The 15,015-nt window shown below is 56.4% G+C and carries 17 protein-coding genes; 9 read left to right on the forward strand and 8 right to left on the reverse strand.

Features of this window, described 5'->3' with window-relative positions; all coding sequences use genetic code 11:
- Window positions 1–101 precede the first annotated feature (101 nt).
- The gene (locus tag AC5FXY_RS01220) at window positions 102–641 is read left to right on the forward strand and encodes a GNAT family N-acetyltransferase (RefSeq protein ID WP_493554807.1); all 540 of its coding nucleotides are present in this window, start codon (window positions 102–104) and stop codon (window positions 639–641) included.
- 30 nt (window positions 642–671) lie between these two features.
- Here AC5FXY_RS01220 and AC5FXY_RS01225 read toward each other — a convergent pair whose 3' ends face one another.
- Complete coding sequence (locus AC5FXY_RS01225) at window positions 672–1,715, reverse strand: lipid A deacylase (RefSeq protein ID WP_493554808.1); 1,044 nt, start codon at window positions 1,713–1,715, stop codon at window positions 672–674.
- Between the two features lie 266 nt (window positions 1,716–1,981).
- Here AC5FXY_RS01225 and recA point away from each other — a divergent pair, with 266 nt between their 5' ends.
- The 4 genes from recA (at window position 1,982) to AC5FXY_RS01245 (ending at window position 6,373) form a co-directional block, all read left to right on the forward strand.
- The gene (gene recA / locus AC5FXY_RS01230; protein WP_493554809.1) at window positions 1,982–3,070 is read left to right on the forward strand and encodes a recombinase RecA; all 1,089 of its coding nucleotides are present in this window, start codon (window positions 1,982–1,984) and stop codon (window positions 3,068–3,070) included.
- Between the two features lie 288 nt (window positions 3,071–3,358).
- Entirely contained in the window at window positions 3,359–4,189 is an 831-nt protein-coding gene (locus tag AC5FXY_RS01235) for a DUF3108 domain-containing protein (RefSeq protein WP_493554810.1), read from the forward strand.
- A gap of 213 nt (window positions 4,190–4,402) precedes the next feature.
- On the forward strand, window positions 4,403–5,116 hold the full coding sequence (locus AC5FXY_RS01240) for a response regulator transcription factor (protein ID WP_493554811.1): 714 nt from the start codon (window positions 4,403–4,405) through the stop codon (window positions 5,114–5,116).
- Window positions 5,117–5,299: 183 nt separating this feature from the next.
- Complete coding sequence (locus tag AC5FXY_RS01245; RefSeq protein ID WP_493554812.1) at window positions 5,300–6,373, forward strand: sensor histidine kinase; 1,074 nt, start codon at window positions 5,300–5,302, stop codon at window positions 6,371–6,373.
- Between the two features lie 64 nt (window positions 6,374–6,437).
- Here AC5FXY_RS01245 and AC5FXY_RS01250 read toward each other — a convergent pair whose 3' ends face one another.
- Window positions 6,438–6,623 carry a hypothetical protein gene (locus AC5FXY_RS01250; RefSeq protein ID WP_493554813.1) on the reverse strand — a complete coding sequence of 62 codons (186 nt, stop codon included), beginning with the start codon at window positions 6,621–6,623 and terminating at the stop codon, window positions 6,438–6,440.
- Window positions 6,624–6,750: 127 nt separating this feature from the next.
- Between AC5FXY_RS01250 and AC5FXY_RS01255 the strand changes: the two genes are divergently transcribed.
- The 4 genes from AC5FXY_RS01255 to AC5FXY_RS01270 are packed head-to-tail and all read left to right on the forward strand — an operon-like array spanning window position 6,751 to window position 9,992.
- Window positions 6,751–7,002: a hypothetical protein gene (locus AC5FXY_RS01255; protein ID WP_493554814.1), complete on the forward strand. Its 252-nt coding sequence runs from the start codon at window positions 6,751–6,753 to the stop codon at window positions 7,000–7,002.
- A 34-nt stretch (window positions 7,003–7,036) separates the two neighbouring features.
- Window positions 7,037–7,777 (forward strand): hypothetical protein, encoded by a 741-nt coding sequence (locus AC5FXY_RS01260; protein ID WP_493554815.1) that lies wholly within the window; start codon window positions 7,037–7,039, stop codon window positions 7,775–7,777.
- Window positions 7,778–7,807: 30 nt separating this feature from the next.
- Window positions 7,808–8,929: an SHOCT domain-containing protein gene (locus tag AC5FXY_RS01265; RefSeq protein WP_493554816.1), complete on the forward strand. Its 1,122-nt coding sequence runs from the start codon at window positions 7,808–7,810 to the stop codon at window positions 8,927–8,929.
- Window positions 8,930–8,975: 46 nt separating this feature from the next.
- Entirely contained in the window at window positions 8,976–9,992 is a 1,017-nt protein-coding gene (locus tag AC5FXY_RS01270) for a DUF3089 domain-containing protein (RefSeq protein WP_493554817.1), read from the forward strand.
- A gap of 116 nt (window positions 9,993–10,108) precedes the next feature.
- Here AC5FXY_RS01270 and tsf read toward each other — a convergent pair whose 3' ends face one another.
- The 6 genes from tsf to AC5FXY_RS01300 all read right to left on the reverse strand — a co-directional run bounded on the left by tsf (window position 10,109) and on the right by AC5FXY_RS01300 (window position 14,998).
- Window positions 10,109–10,945: a translation elongation factor Ts gene (gene tsf / locus AC5FXY_RS01275; protein WP_493554818.1), complete on the reverse strand. Its 837-nt coding sequence runs from the start codon at window positions 10,943–10,945 to the stop codon at window positions 10,109–10,111.
- A 153-nt stretch (window positions 10,946–11,098) separates the two neighbouring features.
- Window positions 11,099–11,863 (reverse strand): 30S ribosomal protein S2, encoded by a 765-nt coding sequence (gene rpsB / locus AC5FXY_RS01280; protein ID WP_493554819.1) that lies wholly within the window; start codon window positions 11,861–11,863, stop codon window positions 11,099–11,101.
- A 21-nt stretch (window positions 11,864–11,884) separates the two neighbouring features.
- A complete protein-coding gene (rpsI, locus tag AC5FXY_RS01285; RefSeq protein ID WP_493554820.1) occupies window positions 11,885–12,271 on the reverse strand; it encodes a 30S ribosomal protein S9 in 387 nt (128 codons plus the stop codon).
- 54 nt (window positions 12,272–12,325) lie between these two features.
- Complete coding sequence (gene rplM / locus AC5FXY_RS01290; protein ID WP_493554821.1) at window positions 12,326–12,778, reverse strand: 50S ribosomal protein L13; 453 nt, start codon at window positions 12,776–12,778, stop codon at window positions 12,326–12,328.
- A gap of 177 nt (window positions 12,779–12,955) precedes the next feature.
- On the reverse strand, window positions 12,956–13,669 hold the full coding sequence (locus AC5FXY_RS01295; RefSeq protein ID WP_493554822.1) for an RluA family pseudouridine synthase: 714 nt from the start codon (window positions 13,667–13,669) through the stop codon (window positions 12,956–12,958).
- Between the two features lie 300 nt (window positions 13,670–13,969).
- Window positions 13,970–14,998 carry a YeiH family protein gene (locus AC5FXY_RS01300; protein WP_493554823.1) on the reverse strand — a complete coding sequence of 343 codons (1,029 nt, stop codon included), beginning with the start codon at window positions 14,996–14,998 and terminating at the stop codon, window positions 13,970–13,972.
- Window positions 14,999–15,015 lie beyond the last annotated feature (17 nt).

Consider the following 15,015-nt stretch of genomic DNA (forward strand, 5'->3'; position numbering starts at 1 on the left):
TCGCAGCCCACCGCAATGCTTGAGCTAGCGCAGGTCAATTTGTTGTAGTCTCCGTGCAACAGTTTGGCGCTTGCGTGCGTGTGCTTAGTGTTGCCTCCGCTATGTCCTTGCTGCCTTCGTTAGTTCCTTCGCCTCTCGTTACGGCTCGCCTATTGCTTCGCCCTTACCTCCTGGCCGATGCCCCGGCGTTCTTTACACTTATCCACACCGAACGTCACCGCTTGGAGCCAGCCTTTCCACGGCGGGTGGCTTCCGTCGGCACGTTGGCTGAAGCCGAAAAAACCCTGAGCACTTTCGCTGAGAACTGGCGGCAACGCCGGCTGCTAGTTTGGGGCATTTGGAACACCGAAGGCGCCTACATCGGCGACATCAGCCTCCAACCCGACTCGCCTCGCATCCGGTCGGGCGAAATTGGGTACTACCTGGCGGCTACGGCTGAAGGCAACGGCTACGCCCGCGAAGCCTTGCAGGCAGTAGTGAGGTTTGCCTTCGAAAAACTGGAAGCTCGTCAGCTTACCCTGCGCTGCCGGCCGGAAAATACCCGTAGCCAAGCTACTGCCGAGGCTGTAGGGTTTGAACCGTCGCCCTCCTTTGATGGTCCCGGTATAAAGTCGTATGCCTTGCGCAGGGCCGCGCATTAGATTTCTGCCTGCACTGGTGCCTACCTAGGCTTAATTGTGTCGCAGCGTAGTCAGGAAAAACTCCCGGTTGAAATTGATGTAAGTGCCGAATGAAAACTCTACTTGCCGGCGCGTAAAGTCATAGAATGGTTCGAAACGCGTCGACAGCGTCAGGCCCTCGGTAAGCTTATAGTCGCTGAATAAGCGTAGAATCAATAGCTGACGGTTGCGCTCCGTGTAACTTGGGTCGTTCACGGTGTAGGAAATCGACTGATAGAGTGGCCCCCCTTGCGGCGCTATAAAACCATTGCCGCGCCAGTAACTGAGCTGAATTTTGGATAAGCGCGTATCGGCACCAAGGTTCAGGTACAGGCCGGTGCCGCGCTTGTAAGGTAGCTCGCGCGTAAAGGAGTAGTCTTGATAATACACGCCGTAGAAATCGGCGTATACGCTCTCCACAAACGAGCCCTTGCCGCGGTCCTGGCGCAGCCGCAACCCGCTAGCTAGGTTGAAAAGCGTAACGAGGGGCTTATCGATGGTATCGATCTGGCCACCGCGGTGAATAGCCAGAAACTGAAACGGAACCCGCACCAACCACCCGGTGGTAGAGTCGTGGGCCACGGTGGCATCAGCTACCAAGCCCCCGGCTACCTCCTCCTGAAAGTCGCTGAACCGGTACTGTTGGCGTTGCCAGTCTACCCAGGCATCCACGGCCAAGCGTCGGGTATTGTATTGATACTGCATACCCTCCTCCAGCCGGTTGAGCATCACCCGCTCGAAGTCGAAGATGGGCTCGATGTAGTTGTGATTGAGGTGCCCGTCGATGTTGCCAAACAGGATGCGGTGCGGGCCAGTCTGGTACACGGCCGTAAACAGCGGCCGCACTTGCCGCAAACGCGGGTTACCGTAATCTTTCCACAAGAACACACCACCTTCTAAGCGGATTTTGGGACTGGGGAAGTACACGAGGCGCGGCGCTAGCTGCGTGCCGTAGTAAGTGCGGCCCTCAAAAATCTTGTTGAAATACTCGTTGTCTTTGGTAAACAGAAACGCCTGCACCGCCAGCCGCAGCTGATTATCGTACTCCGGACGCACGGGGCGACGGTACTGAAAGGCCCGGTTATCCAGCTGAGCCCATGCTAAAGAACTCGTAAAACACAGAACCCCAATAGCTAATAGTTTTAGCAAAGATTTTCTCATATATTTATTGCTCGGCTGGCACAAAAGCGGGGTCGGCTGTGTTAAGAAAAGCTGCCTGAGACGGACGCTAACAAGGTTTTTTTCGATCTTGGAACCCGTACCGGCGGCATCGCCCGAAAGCGACTTCAAACCTACATTATATCTCCACAACGCACGCACACATGGCTGCTACCACTGACAAAACGGTGAACCAGAACGCCGAGAAACTCAAGGCGCTCCAACTCACGATGGACAAGCTCGACAAGGCTTACGGCAAGGGCACCGTCATGAAGTTGAGCGACAACAAGGTTGGCGACATTCCCGCCATCAGCACCGGTTCGCTCGGTTTGGACATTGCCCTCGGTATTGGCGGCCTACCCAAGGGCCGTATCGTCGAGATTTACGGCCCGGAATCGTCGGGTAAAACCACGCTCACGATGCACGCCATTGCCGAGGCTCAGAAAGCGGGTGGCATTGCGGCCTTTATCGATGCCGAACACGCCTTCGACCCGCAATACGCTAAGAAGCTCGGCATCGACACCGAAAACCTCATCATCTCACAGCCCGACAACGGTGAGCAAGCTCTCGAAATCGCCGACCAGCTGATTTCGTCGGGTGCTATCGACATCTGCGTAATTGACTCCGTGGCCGCTCTTGTGCCGAAAGGCGAACTGGAAGGCGACATGGGTGATTCTAAAGTGGGCTTGCACGCCCGCCTTATGTCGCAGGCCCTGCGTAAGCTCACCGGCACCATCAACAAGACTGGCTGCTTGTGCATCTTCATCAACCAGCTGCGCGAAAAGATCGGTGTAATGTTCGGCTCGCCCGAAACCACTACCGGTGGTAACGCCCTGAAGTTCTACGCTTCCGTCCGCCTCGATATCCGCCGTATTGGCCAGATCAAGGAGGACAAAGACAACGTGACCGGTAACCGCACCAAGGTGAAGGTGGTGAAGAACAAAGTAGCGCCGCCCTTCAAGGTGGTTGAGTTCGACATCATCTACGGTGAAGGCATCTCCAAAGTGGGCGAAATCCTCGACCTCGCTACCGACATGGGCATCATCGCCAAATCGGGCTCGTGGTTCTCGTACAACGGCAACCGTCTCGGTCAGGGTCGCGAGGGTGTAAAAACCATCCTGCACGACAACCCCGAGCTGGCTGACGAAATCGAAGCCAAGGTACGGGCCATGGCTAAGGGTGAGCCTGAGGCTTTGGAAGCTGTTATTCCGGTGGACCTGAGCGGCCCTGAAGACGGCGAAGACACGCTCTAATTTCAGCTGTTGAAAAAGCCTGCCGCGGATGCGGCAGGCTTTTTTGTTGAATCAATTTTCTACTTCTTGCCTCGGTCTTCACTTGCTTCCCGGAACAATACCATAAATCGTTATCCACTGATATTCTTTACGTTGTAGCGGAACGACAACTTGAATTTCAGTCGTTACGCTACATACCTTCTCATTTGTAACCGTTCTTTTCTTCCGCTAAGAGGCTTTGTATATTTGCTTGGCACCCACTTTGCAAAGCCTCCTTCGTCCACCCTATGCACACCGCTTACTAGCTCCATGATACGTCGCCGCTGGCTTTTGCTTTCCTTGCCTGCATTGCTACTAAGCATTGGGCTTACGGCTTTTACCACTGTCGAGGCGCCGCGCACCGTGCGTAACGAAAGTTTCGGCCGCGGTGAAGTCATGCGTTACAAGGTTCACTACGGCATGATCAACGCGGCGGAAGCCGCCATCGAAGTAGACGAAGGCATTCACCGCATCAACGATCGGCCTTGTTACCGGGCCACGGTGACGGGGCGCACTACCGGCTCGTTCGACTTTTTCCTGAAGGTGCGTGACACCTGGCGCTCCTACATCGACACGACTAGTATTCTGCCGCAGCGCTTTTTCCGCAACATCGAGGAGAATAACTACCGCAAAAAGGAAACTATCGACTTCGACCATTACCGCAACATGGCCGAGGTAGAAACCCGCAGGAAGGAGAAGGACCAGCCCCGCCGCGGCAGCTACAAGGTGCCCGACAACGTGCAGGACCTCGTTAGTGGCTTCTACTTTCTGCGTACCATTGACTTCTCCAACCGTAAAATCGGGGAGCAGATAAAGGTGCAAGGCTTCTTCGACGACGAAGTTTTCGACATGACGGTAACCTTCAAAGGCCGGCAGAACGTGGAAACCAAAGCGGGCGTTATTCGGGCCCTTCGCCTCACGCCCAAAATGCCTAAAAACAAGCTTTTCACCGGTGAAGATGCTATTTCGGTGTACTTCTCCGATGATCAGAACAAGATTCCGGTCATGTTTGAGGCCGAGATGTTTGTGGGCTCGGTAAAGATTGACATGTACAAATACAGCGGCCTCAAGCACAAGCTGGCACTTGTGGTTAAGAAATAGCGGCGCTGGAAAGAGCTTCGGCGCCCAGAGCAAGCGCCCCGCTGCGGCTTTAAGCTGCAGCGGGGCGCTTCTGGTTTAGGTCAGGGCTTGTTAGGCGGTGAGTTTGGTCATAAGCTCAGACTTCTGGTCACAAAATGGTAACACGCTTGCTGCCGTGGGTGTTGGTATTTTTGTGGACGTATTGCGTTCATTGTTCACTTAGCTTTTTCTTCCGTGCAACAGCCCGCCGCCCCTGCCGCTACCATTCTGTACAAGATCTTGGTAGTGGACGATGACCCCGATATCGTGGAGCTGCTTGAGTACAACCTGCGTAAGGAAGGCTACGAAGTGGCCACGGCGCCCGATGGCCGCAAGGCCCTGGAAGTAGCTCAGCAATTCAGCCCCGACATTGTGTTGCTCGACGTGATGATGCCCCATCTTGATGGCATTGCCACCTGCCGGGAGTTGCGGGCGATGCCCAAGTTCAAGGACACTTACATTCTGTTCCTGACGGCTCGCTCCGAGGAGTTTTCGGAAATAGCTGCCTTCGACGCCGGCGCCGACGATTACCTGAGCAAGCCCATCAAGCCGCGCGCATTGATGAGCCGCTTGGCCGCTGTGGTACGCCGCGACCTGGAGCCCACTACCCCGCAGTCGGACGTTATCGACATCAACGGCCTGCGCATCGACCGCACGGGCTTTGCCGTGTACCAGGAAGGCCGTAAAATTTCGCTGCCGAAAAAAGAATTTGAACTGCTTGCCTTCTTAGCTGCCTCGCCCCACAAAGTATTTGGCCGCGACGAACTGCTACAGAACATCTGGGGCAACGATGTATTCGTGCTGGCCCGCACCGTGGATGTGCACGTGCGCAAAGTGCGCGAGAAAGTGGGAGAGCACCACATCCAAACCATCAAGGGTGTGGGCTATAAATTCAACGCCGATAACTAAGCTTATTGACTAGGGAGGTCCTGCCCAGCGCTGGTGTAGCTCCCGATGATCAATTCTAAAGACGGAATTGCGATACTTGTGGTGAAGAACAATGCTCGCGCTGCTGGTGCAGCGGTTATTGACGTGGTTGAACCATGCCCAGCGGAAGCGTTGTTTTCTGCCCGAGAATCACCTTTCCCGTTTGTGTTTCAGCTCAAGCTTTCTTCCCGGGCCATTGCTATCCTGCTGGCGTTGCTGGTGGGCAGTGTGCTGACGGGCTTTGCCTGGGTGGTACCCACGTTGCCCTTCCAACAAGCGGTGTTGGCCGGCGGCATTACCATTGCAGGTTGTTTTCTGCTGGTATACCTGTCGTTTGAGGCGCTGATGTTCCGCGAAATCAATAAGATTTACGCCGGCCTTGAACACATCAAGCGGAAGGAGTTCCGGCAGATGTCGAACAAGTTCCTGTTTCGGCCGGAACCACTGAAGCGCATGCGCGAGGAGATTTTGGACATGGCCACGCGCAAGCAGCACGAAATCGACGAGTTGCGGCGCCTGCAGCAATTGCGCTCCGACTTTCTGGCCGACGTGTCACACGAGCTTAAAACGCCCATTTTCGCGGCCCAGGGCTTTGTGCACACGGTGCTCGACGCGGGCGAGGACGAAGAGTTTATCCGTGAGAAGTTTCTGCTGAAGGCTGCTGCCTCGCTCGATGCGCTCGATGCGCTGGTGCAGGATCTGGTAACCATCTCGCAGCTTGAAAAAGGCGTGGTGCGCATGCGCAAGCAGAACTTTGATCTGGCCATGCTGGTGCGCGACATCTTCGATCAGCTGGAGATGAAAGCCAACAAACGGCAAATGACCCTGCACCTACAGCCCAATGATTTGCCCTTCGAAGGCGTTGCGGTGCAGGCCGACCGCAACCGCATCCGGCAGGTGCTCATCAACCTCGTGGACAACGCCATCAAGTACGGCCGTGAGCAGGGGCATATCACAGTAGCGCTGCAGGAAAGCGGCAAATCTGTACGCATTGCCGTGCACGACGACGGAGAGGGTATTCCGGAAGAGCACCAGCGGCGCATTTTTGAACGCTTTTACCGCATCGACAAAAGTCGCTCGCGCGATTGGGGAGGTTCTGGGCTGGGCTTGGCCATCAGCAAGCACATTGTGGAGGCGCACAAGTCCACCATTCGGGTGCGCAGCGCCGCGGGACAGGGCACTACATTGGAGTTCAAACTCCCGAAAGCCAAAAGCCCGGTCCGAAACGAACAAGCTTAAACGAAAAAGGCCACCGCGGTACCGGTGGCCTTTTGTTTGGTTTAGTTTGGAAGTGTAAAGAGGACTATTTGCTTGACTTGCGGCCCGAACCGCCGGGCTTTTTGCCGCCGCCGTCCTGCTTATTGACGGTAGCCCAGGCACGCCGCTCGGCTTCTTCCTCGGATAGTCCCTGCTGCTCGTAGCTCTGCTCGATGTGCTCGGCTTGGCGCTTCTGCTTGTCCGTGTACTTGGACTTATCTCCTTGTGGCATCGTGATGACAGGTTAAAGGTGATAGAAATGCGGCTCAGATTGTACGCACGCCCTTATTGGAGGTTATAAGCGGAATCCTTCATTTCGCCGTGGCAGTGGTATCTTCGTCCACCAATCCTCCGCTGCTATGCGCCACGTTGCCGATATTCCTCACCCTGAAATGAAGCTCACGCTGCTGGCGTGGAACGGCAAGTACCTGCTCAAGTGCGAGCAGGGCTCTTTCGAACAGACTTACAAGGTCGCTGAGCTGGACTTGCTCGGTAGCGACGCTGATTTGCCTAAGCTGCTGGACGAAGAATTTCTGGCTGGCGTCGCCAGCCGTTTTGCCGCCATGCGTTCCGATTTCGGCGCGACCTTGGAGCGCCACGACTTGGTATAGGGGTCATCGTTTCACTTTTCCATCCGCTTTTGCCATGACTTCTCCTCTCTCCCGCTGGCTGCTGGTGGTGCTAGCGGTTTTGCTTCCCACGGCCGCCGTTACGGCCCAGGTTTACGACGTACGCACCAGTACCGTCAATATCGATAAACGCGAACGGCCGGCACTCAAAGTGCAGGTGGAGGGCAGCGCTAAAGAAGCGCGTGACTTCTGGCAGCAGTTTTTGAAAGACAGCTACAATATCAAAATCAAATCGGGCGGCGTGCTAGGCCTCGGTGGCAACAAGGATGTGATGCTGGCCAAGCAGACGCCGGTATCAAGCGTTTCGGGCAAGCTGCTCGACCTCTATACCAACGTGGTAGCGCCGTCTGACTCCACCGCCGAAGTGCAAGTGTTTGCGGCCTTCGACAACGGCACCACCTGGCTCGACCCCGACCGTACGCCTTCGGAGTTTGCCGCTTTGCGCACCATCCTTAGCAGTTACGCTAAAGAGCACCGCACCCGCCACTATAAGCTGGCCGTGGAGGAAGCTGAAAAGCAGTTGCAGGAGGCCGAAAAGGAAAAGGTACGCCTGGAGAAAGAAATCAAGTCGTTGGCTGCTGACACGGTTAGCAATCTGGCGCGCATCAAACAGCTGCAGCAGCAAAACGAACAGCATACCACCCGCATCAAGGAAGATCAACAGAAGCTGGTGCAAAACGCTACGGAAGCCGAACGTCGCAAGATTATGGTGCAGCGTCGCCGCGACCGGCTTTCTGCGCTTGATCGTAGTAAGTAGCATTAATTTGTCGGCTACTGCTGTACCTGAATGGAACCCAAAGACTCTTCCCCCCTCGATACCCTGCGTCAGCTAAAAGAATGGCTTGATGCGGGCACCATCACGCCTCAGGAATTCGAGACGCTTAAGCGGAAGCTGCTGTTTACCGAAACCCCGCCAGCCGCGACAAACCTGACGCCGCCGACGACACCCGTGCCCGCTCCCCCGCTTGCACCTCCTACGCCAGACCCGCCCATAAGCTCGCCGCCGGTGGAGGATCCGCTGTTGCCGCCCATCGTGAATGCGCCGGCGGAGCTGCCCTTGGAGCCTGTAGTGTTTAAACCGGGTACCCTTCGACCTACCGAGGGGCCTATAGATACTCCTGACGATAATTTCGTGAGCAACGAGCCACCGCGTAAACAGCCGTTGGCAACTGTGCTTATCATTGGTGGTGCCTTGCTACTGCTGGCCTTAGTGGCTTATTTGCTGCTCGGCAACCGCGAGTCAGAGCGCCTTACCAGCAGTTCCCTTTCCGGTGCCGATACCACCGCCGTGCGGTATGAGGAAGGCCCACAGGCCGAGCAACTTGACTTACCGCCACCCGCAGCGCCCGAAACCATACGCGTGCAGCCTACGGTGCCAGTAGCCTCGGCGCCAGTTGATACAGCTCGTGCCACCTCCCCCACCACCGCTACGGCGCCTCCGGTTGCTGATCGGGCTATTACCGAAGCTGGAGTCCGCAGCCAGGTACAGCGCACCCTCACGGCGCTATACTCCGACATGACGGCGGCTCCCTTCAATGCCAGCCAGCACTTTGCCCCGCAGGTGGAACGGTTTTACACGCTGCAGAACACCACACCGGCGGCCATCGAAGAAGAACTGAACCGGAGTCACTTCCCCGAATTCACCGAAAGCGAAATCAGCTTCGACCCGGCTACGTTGCAGGTTAGCCCCGTCACCGAGGATGGCTCGGTAACCGTGACCTACCAAGAGCGCGGCCGCTCGTTCCGTAAATCGCGCAACCAGTACCAACAGACCGTAGCCCAGGTGCGGGCCCGCATCGACCGTACGGGCAAGGTTTCCTATTTCCGGCAGGAACGCCTACTGGAGAATACATTTACCGATCCGAAACCGGCCGCTACCCCCGCAGAAACTACGCCCCAGCAGAATTAGAGTCATGCCGCTTACACGGTTTCAGCTATGCCTTGTCGCGCTTTGGGTGCTGACTCTGGTTGCCGCTTCGGGCTGCATCAAAGTCATCAAGCCAACTGGCACTTACGAACGGCGCCCCCCGGCTGCCGTACCCGATTATAGCCGCGCTGAGAATTGGGCTGCCCTGCCTACCCGCCGCGACTCAGCCGATACCGTCCCCCGTGGCTCCGGCCTGCGCGATGAGCAAGCATCCGCTCCGGCCGACGTTTTCTTTATTCACCTCACTACGCTGATTCGGCCCAAAGCCTGGAACGCCAACTTAGCCGATGCCGAGCTAAACCGCTTCACTGAGCAATTCAGCATCCGTAAGCAGGCGTCGGTGTTCAACGCGGCCGGACGCATCTATGCGCCCCGTTACCGGCAAGCGGCGCTTTACGCCTTTTTTGATAGCACCAGCAACGGCAAGCAGGCTTTGGCCCTTGCTTATACCGATGTCAAAGCGGCTTTTGAGTACTACCTCGAGCACTACAACCAAGGCCGCCCGATCATTCTTGCCGGGCACAGCCAAGGTACTTACCACGCCCAACGACTGCTGCGTGAGTATTTCGACCGTGACCCGCAGTTGCGCAAGCGTTTGGTGGCCGCGTATCTAGTAGGGTTGAAGGTTGATCCGCAAGGGTACGAAGTAATGAAACCCTGCCAGGATTCTCTTCAAACGGGCTGCTACGTAAGCTGGAATACTGCTGAATGGGGCAATGACTATGCTCCTTATGCCGGCGCCGCCGTAGTTAATCCGCTCACCTGGACCAACGACACCGCAACCATAGCAGCGAGCCTCAACCGCGGCAGCGTCCCCTACAGCTTCGACCGCATCGACCCGCAGGCTGCCGACGCCAAGGTGCGCGACGGCCTTTTGTGGGTACATCCGCCCAAGCCATCGGGCTATGTTCGCTTTTACCTGCCGGGCCGGCCGGAGTTGCGGCATTCCTTTCACATCGTGGATTATGGCTTGTATTACCTGAGCGTCCGGCGCAATGCAGTAGCCCGGGTGGAGGCGTGGCAGCGCCAGCAGTTACACGATTAAGGTTGCCACCGCTGGTTGGCCGGAAACAGGCAAGCCCGCAACCATGTTACTCTAAATAACAAAAAGCCCGCTGGCGCAGCGCCAGCGGGCTTTTTGTTGCTACAAGCTAGCAGTGCTTAGGCACCGATAGCCACACGCTTGAAGTCCGATACGGTCAGGCCTTTCGACGTCTTATCGAGGAGCTGAGCGATGGTCAGTGAGCTGTCCTTCACGAACTCTTGGTTCAGCAGGGTGTTCTCTTTGTAGAACTTGTTCAGCTTGCCCTGAGCGATTTTCTCCAGCATAGCTTCTGGCTTGCCTTCGGCGCGAGCCTGCTCCTTGCCGATTTCGATTTCGCGCTCGATGGTAGCAGCGTCAACGCCGTCCTTGTCGAGGGCTACGGGGCGCATTGCTACGATTTGCATCGCTACGTCGCGGCCTACGGAAGCTACATCGGTGTCGCCTACGTTCTTCAGGCCTACCAGTACACCTTTCTTGCCATCCGAGTGGATGTATGAAGCCACGCGCTCAGCCTTCATGTTTTCGTAGGCTACTACGTCGATTTTCTCGCCGATTTTGCCCATCAGGTCGGTGATGTGCTCCTGCAGCGAGCGGCCATCTTCTTGGGGAGCAGCCAGCAGGTCTTCCTTGGTGCCAGCGTTGGTTTTTACCGCTGCGTTCAGCACCAGCTGAGCGAGGTTTTTGAAGTCGGCTACTTTGGCTACGGGCTCGGTTTCGCAAGCCAGGGCCACCAGGATGCCAGTGCTGCCGTCTTCGCTTACGTTAGCCAGCACAGCACCTTCCGAGGTGGCGTTGTCCGAACGCTTGTCAGCAATCTTCTGGCCCTGCTTGCGCAGGATATCCTTGGCTTGCTCGAAGTCGCCATTGGCTTCGGTCAGGGCCTTTTTGCAATCCATCATGCCAGCGCCAGTCATAGCGCGCAGCTTGTTCACGTCTTGGGCGGTAATAGCCATTGTCAGAGCTTAGAACTTAGAAATGAGAGGTTACGATGTAAGAGGAACGCACGTGCGGTGCAGAAGCAAGAAGAAGTCAGAAGCAAAACCCGATAAGTTGATACAACCCGCCGGATTCTAGCTTCTGACTTCTCACTCTAGCTTCTCAACAGACTATTCGTCGGCGTTCTGCTTTTCTTGGATGGCTTCTTCGTCAGCCTGCTTGCGGTCGGCGTCCTCTTTGTCCACCTTGCGCTCCGACAGACCTTCTTCGATAGCCTTGCCGATCGTGTTGATGATCAGCTGTACCGACTTCGAAGCGTCGTCGTTGGCCGGGATGGCGAAGTCAACGAGTTCGGGGTTAGAGTTCGTATCGCAGATAGCAAACACCGGGATGCCTAGCTTCTGAGCTTCTTTCACGGCGATGTGCTCGCGCTTCACGTCCACGATGAACAGAGCAGCGGGCAGACGGCTCAGGTCGGCGATGCCGCCCAGTACGCGCTCCAGCTTCTCCCGCTCACGCGACAGCATCAGACGCTCGCGCTTAGCAATAGCAGCATAAGCGGTGTTCTCCTTTACCATCTTGTCGATGGTGCTCATCTTCTTCAGCGACTTACGAACGGTCGCGAAGTTGGTGAGCATACCGCCGAGCCAACGGTCGGTCACGTAGGGCATTTTCAGGCGCTTCGCTTCGTCCGAAACGATTTCCTGAGCCTGCTTCTTCGTGGCTACGAACATGATTTTACGGCCCGACTTGGCGATGTTGCGGATGGCGTTTGAAGCCTGGTCCAGCGAAGCCAGCGTCTTGTTCAGGTCGATGATGTGGATGCCGTTCTTCTCCATGAAGATGTACGGCGCCATTTTGGGGTCCCACTTGCGGGTGAGGTGACCAAAGTGGGCACCAGCATCCAGCAGATCTTTATAGGTAGGCAATGCCATGACTTGAGTTCTTCTGGTAGATTAACGTTTCGAGAACTGGAACGAGCGACGAGCTTTGCGCTTGCCGTACTTCTTGCGCTCCACCATGCGGGGGTCGCGCGTCAGGAAGCCTTCCTTTTTCAGAGCAGGACGAACTTCGGCGTTTTCGGCAACCAAGGCCTTCGAAATGGCCAGGCGAATTGCTTCGGCCTGGGCGCTGATGCCTCCGCCGCGCACGTTTACGCGCACGTCGTACTTACCCACGGCATCAAGCGTGGTGAAGGGCTGGTTGACAATGGCTTCCAGGAGTTCGTTGCTGAAGTAAGACTTCGCGTCCCGGTCGTTGATAGTGATAATCCCTTGCCCGGCTTGCACATACACGCGAGCCACCGAGGTTTTTCTTCTACCAGAAGTGTTGGTGATTTCCATGAGTTGAACAATCAATCGATGAAAACGCGGCCCAAGAAAGGCCAGCGTCGTTTCTTACAGGTTGGTGAGCTTGTACTCGGTGGGCTGCTGTGCCTCGTGCGGATGCTCCGTGCCGGGGTACACAAACAGGTTGCGGTACTGCTCACGGCCGAGGCGGTTGCCCTGCAGCATGCCTTTCACGGCGTGCTCGATAACCGAAGCCGAGTTTTTGGCCTTCTTGTCGCGCAGGTTGATGCTACGCTGACCGCCGGGGTAGCCCGTGTGGCGCAGGTAGATCTTGTCCGTCATCTTCTTGCCAGTAACGCGCAGTTTATCGGCGTTGATGACGATGACGTTGTCGCCGCAGTCGGCGTTGGGCGTGAACGAGGGCTTGTGCTTGCCGCGCAGAATGTTGGCAATCTGGCTAGCCACTCGCCCGAGCGGGCCGGCGCTAGCGTCAACAATAACCCAGGCCTTATCGGCCGAGGCTTTGTTCACCGAGCGCGTTTTAAAGCTCAGATGATCCATGGATCAGTTTCTTGTTGGGTTGGGTAAGTATTTGCAAGTCAGTCTCGAATCGGCTACCAACGGCATACGGTCCGGGAAAAACGGACACAAAATTAGTGCTTTTTCCTTGATATGCAATGCGGTACCTAAAGGAAGGTGAGCAAAGCACCTAGAAAGCCGATTAAATCGACTGTGAGGCTAGCGGTACTGACGAAGCGTTTCTACCAGCACACGGAAATCCTTGGGGTATTCGGCCTCTACGCTAATGGGCTCTCCATCCAGGCCGGCAAAAGAGAGCTGCCGGGCGTGCAGGGCGAAACGCTTGATGAAGGGCTGCTCTTCATCGCCTTGCTTCATGTTGAACTTGCGCTTGAGCGAAGAGAGGTAGAAATCTTCGCCACCGTACATTTTGTCGCCAACAATAGGCGCGTCCAAGTACACCAAGTGCAAACGGATCTGGTGCATGCGGCCGGTGACGGGCAAGCATTCAAAAAGGGTGTGCTTGGCGTAGGTTTCGAGGGTACGCACCAGCGTTTCGGCGGGCTTGCCAGTGAAGGCGAGGCGGGCTTTGCCTTTGGTAGTGGTTTCGATGTTGCGCTCGACGCGCAGACCCTCGTACTCGTGCACTCCCCAACTCACGGCGTGGTACACTTTCTTCACCTCGCGGTTTTCGAACTGCATGGAGAGGTGCCGGTAAGCTTCTGGGTTCTTGGCCAGAGCCAGAGCACCGGAAGTTTCTTTGTCAAGGCGGTGGCAAGCCTGGATGTCGTCGTATTGCTCGCGGGCGAGGCGCAGGATGTTGGGCGCCGTGCCGATGCGCTCATCGAGCGTGGCGAGGAACGGCGGCTTGTTGATGACAAGGTAGTCTTCGTCCTCGTAAATAATAAGGTCTTTGAATGCGGGAAGCTTCATGAATTGCTGGTTAAACGAATGGCGCTGATCGGGCTACGCAGGCCGGGGCTATAACTGCTTTGGCAGCGCACACGGTGCCAAAGCAGCAAGCTGATGGCAGCCATCGGCAACTGATACTGCAAAAGTAACAGCGCTGGACGCTTAAGCCGGGCCCCTACCCTTTCGGATGGTTATCGGAACTCACTGAGGAGCTTAAAAGCTCTTACACTGCGGCGAACCAGAGCGCACCAATACCCTTGAAGCGCGAATCAGGCAATCAGCAAACGGACAATCAACCTTTCCCAATCGTTCCGCATCCGGCTACCCTACCGTGTGCAGAATCACCCAGAGCGAAGCCGCAGAAATAACCAGCCAGAGTAATGCGCCTTGCATAAAGGGCTTCGGACCGACGGCTTTCAGCACCTTCGTGGAAAGCCCGGCCCCGATCAGAAACAGCGTTACGGTCAAACCGACTTTGGCCAGGTTTACAATGTAAGGAGCCACCGCGCCGGTCATGGGCACAAAGGTGTAAAGCAGCATAGCTCCGATAAAGCCCAGGATAAAGTAGGGCAGCTTCACTTTGGTGCCGGTGGTTTTGAACAGAGCCGCAGTGCCCAGCGCTACGGGGATAATCCACAGCGCCCGGGCCAGCTTAACAGTGGTGGCAATGCGCAAGGCCTCTTCCCCGTAGTGGCTGGCTGCCCCTACGACGGAGCTGGTATCGTGGATGGCAATGGCAGCCCACAGGCCAAACTGGTTCTGGCTCATATCCAGTGCCTCGCCGACGAGCGGAAACAGGAACAGCGCTACTGCATTGAGCACGAACACTGTGCCCAAGGCTACCGACATCTCCTCATCGGAAGCTTTGACTACTGGGCCGACGGCAGCAATGGCACTGCCTCCACAAATGGCGGTGCCACTGGCAATCAGGTGCGAAGTATTGCGCGCAATGCCCAGCCAACGGCCTACGAAGTAGCCCAGCGTAAGCGTGGTAATGATAGAGGCAATGGTAAACAACAGTCCTTCACTGCTGGCTTGCAAAGCAGAGTGCGCGTTCATTCCAAAGCCCAAACCCACCACCGACCATTGCAGCAGCTTACTGGTGTACTTCTTGGTTTGAATCGGGAATGGGTTACCGACTAACAAAGCTACTCCCAAGCCCAGCGCCAAAGCCAGAGGCGGTGCTCCCCATGGTGACACGCACACGAGCAGCGCGAGGGCAAACAGCAGAATTTGGGGCGTCAGGTGGCCGTGGGTGAACGGCAGCGGCCGATGCCAGAAGGAAACGTGGCTATAACAATCTTCGTCGGCAGTAGCCGATGGGTACGCGGAAGCGGAGCGGGATTTCATGGGTGGGGCGCAATAGG

The organism is Hymenobacter sp. FMD4 (assembly GCF_058932745.1).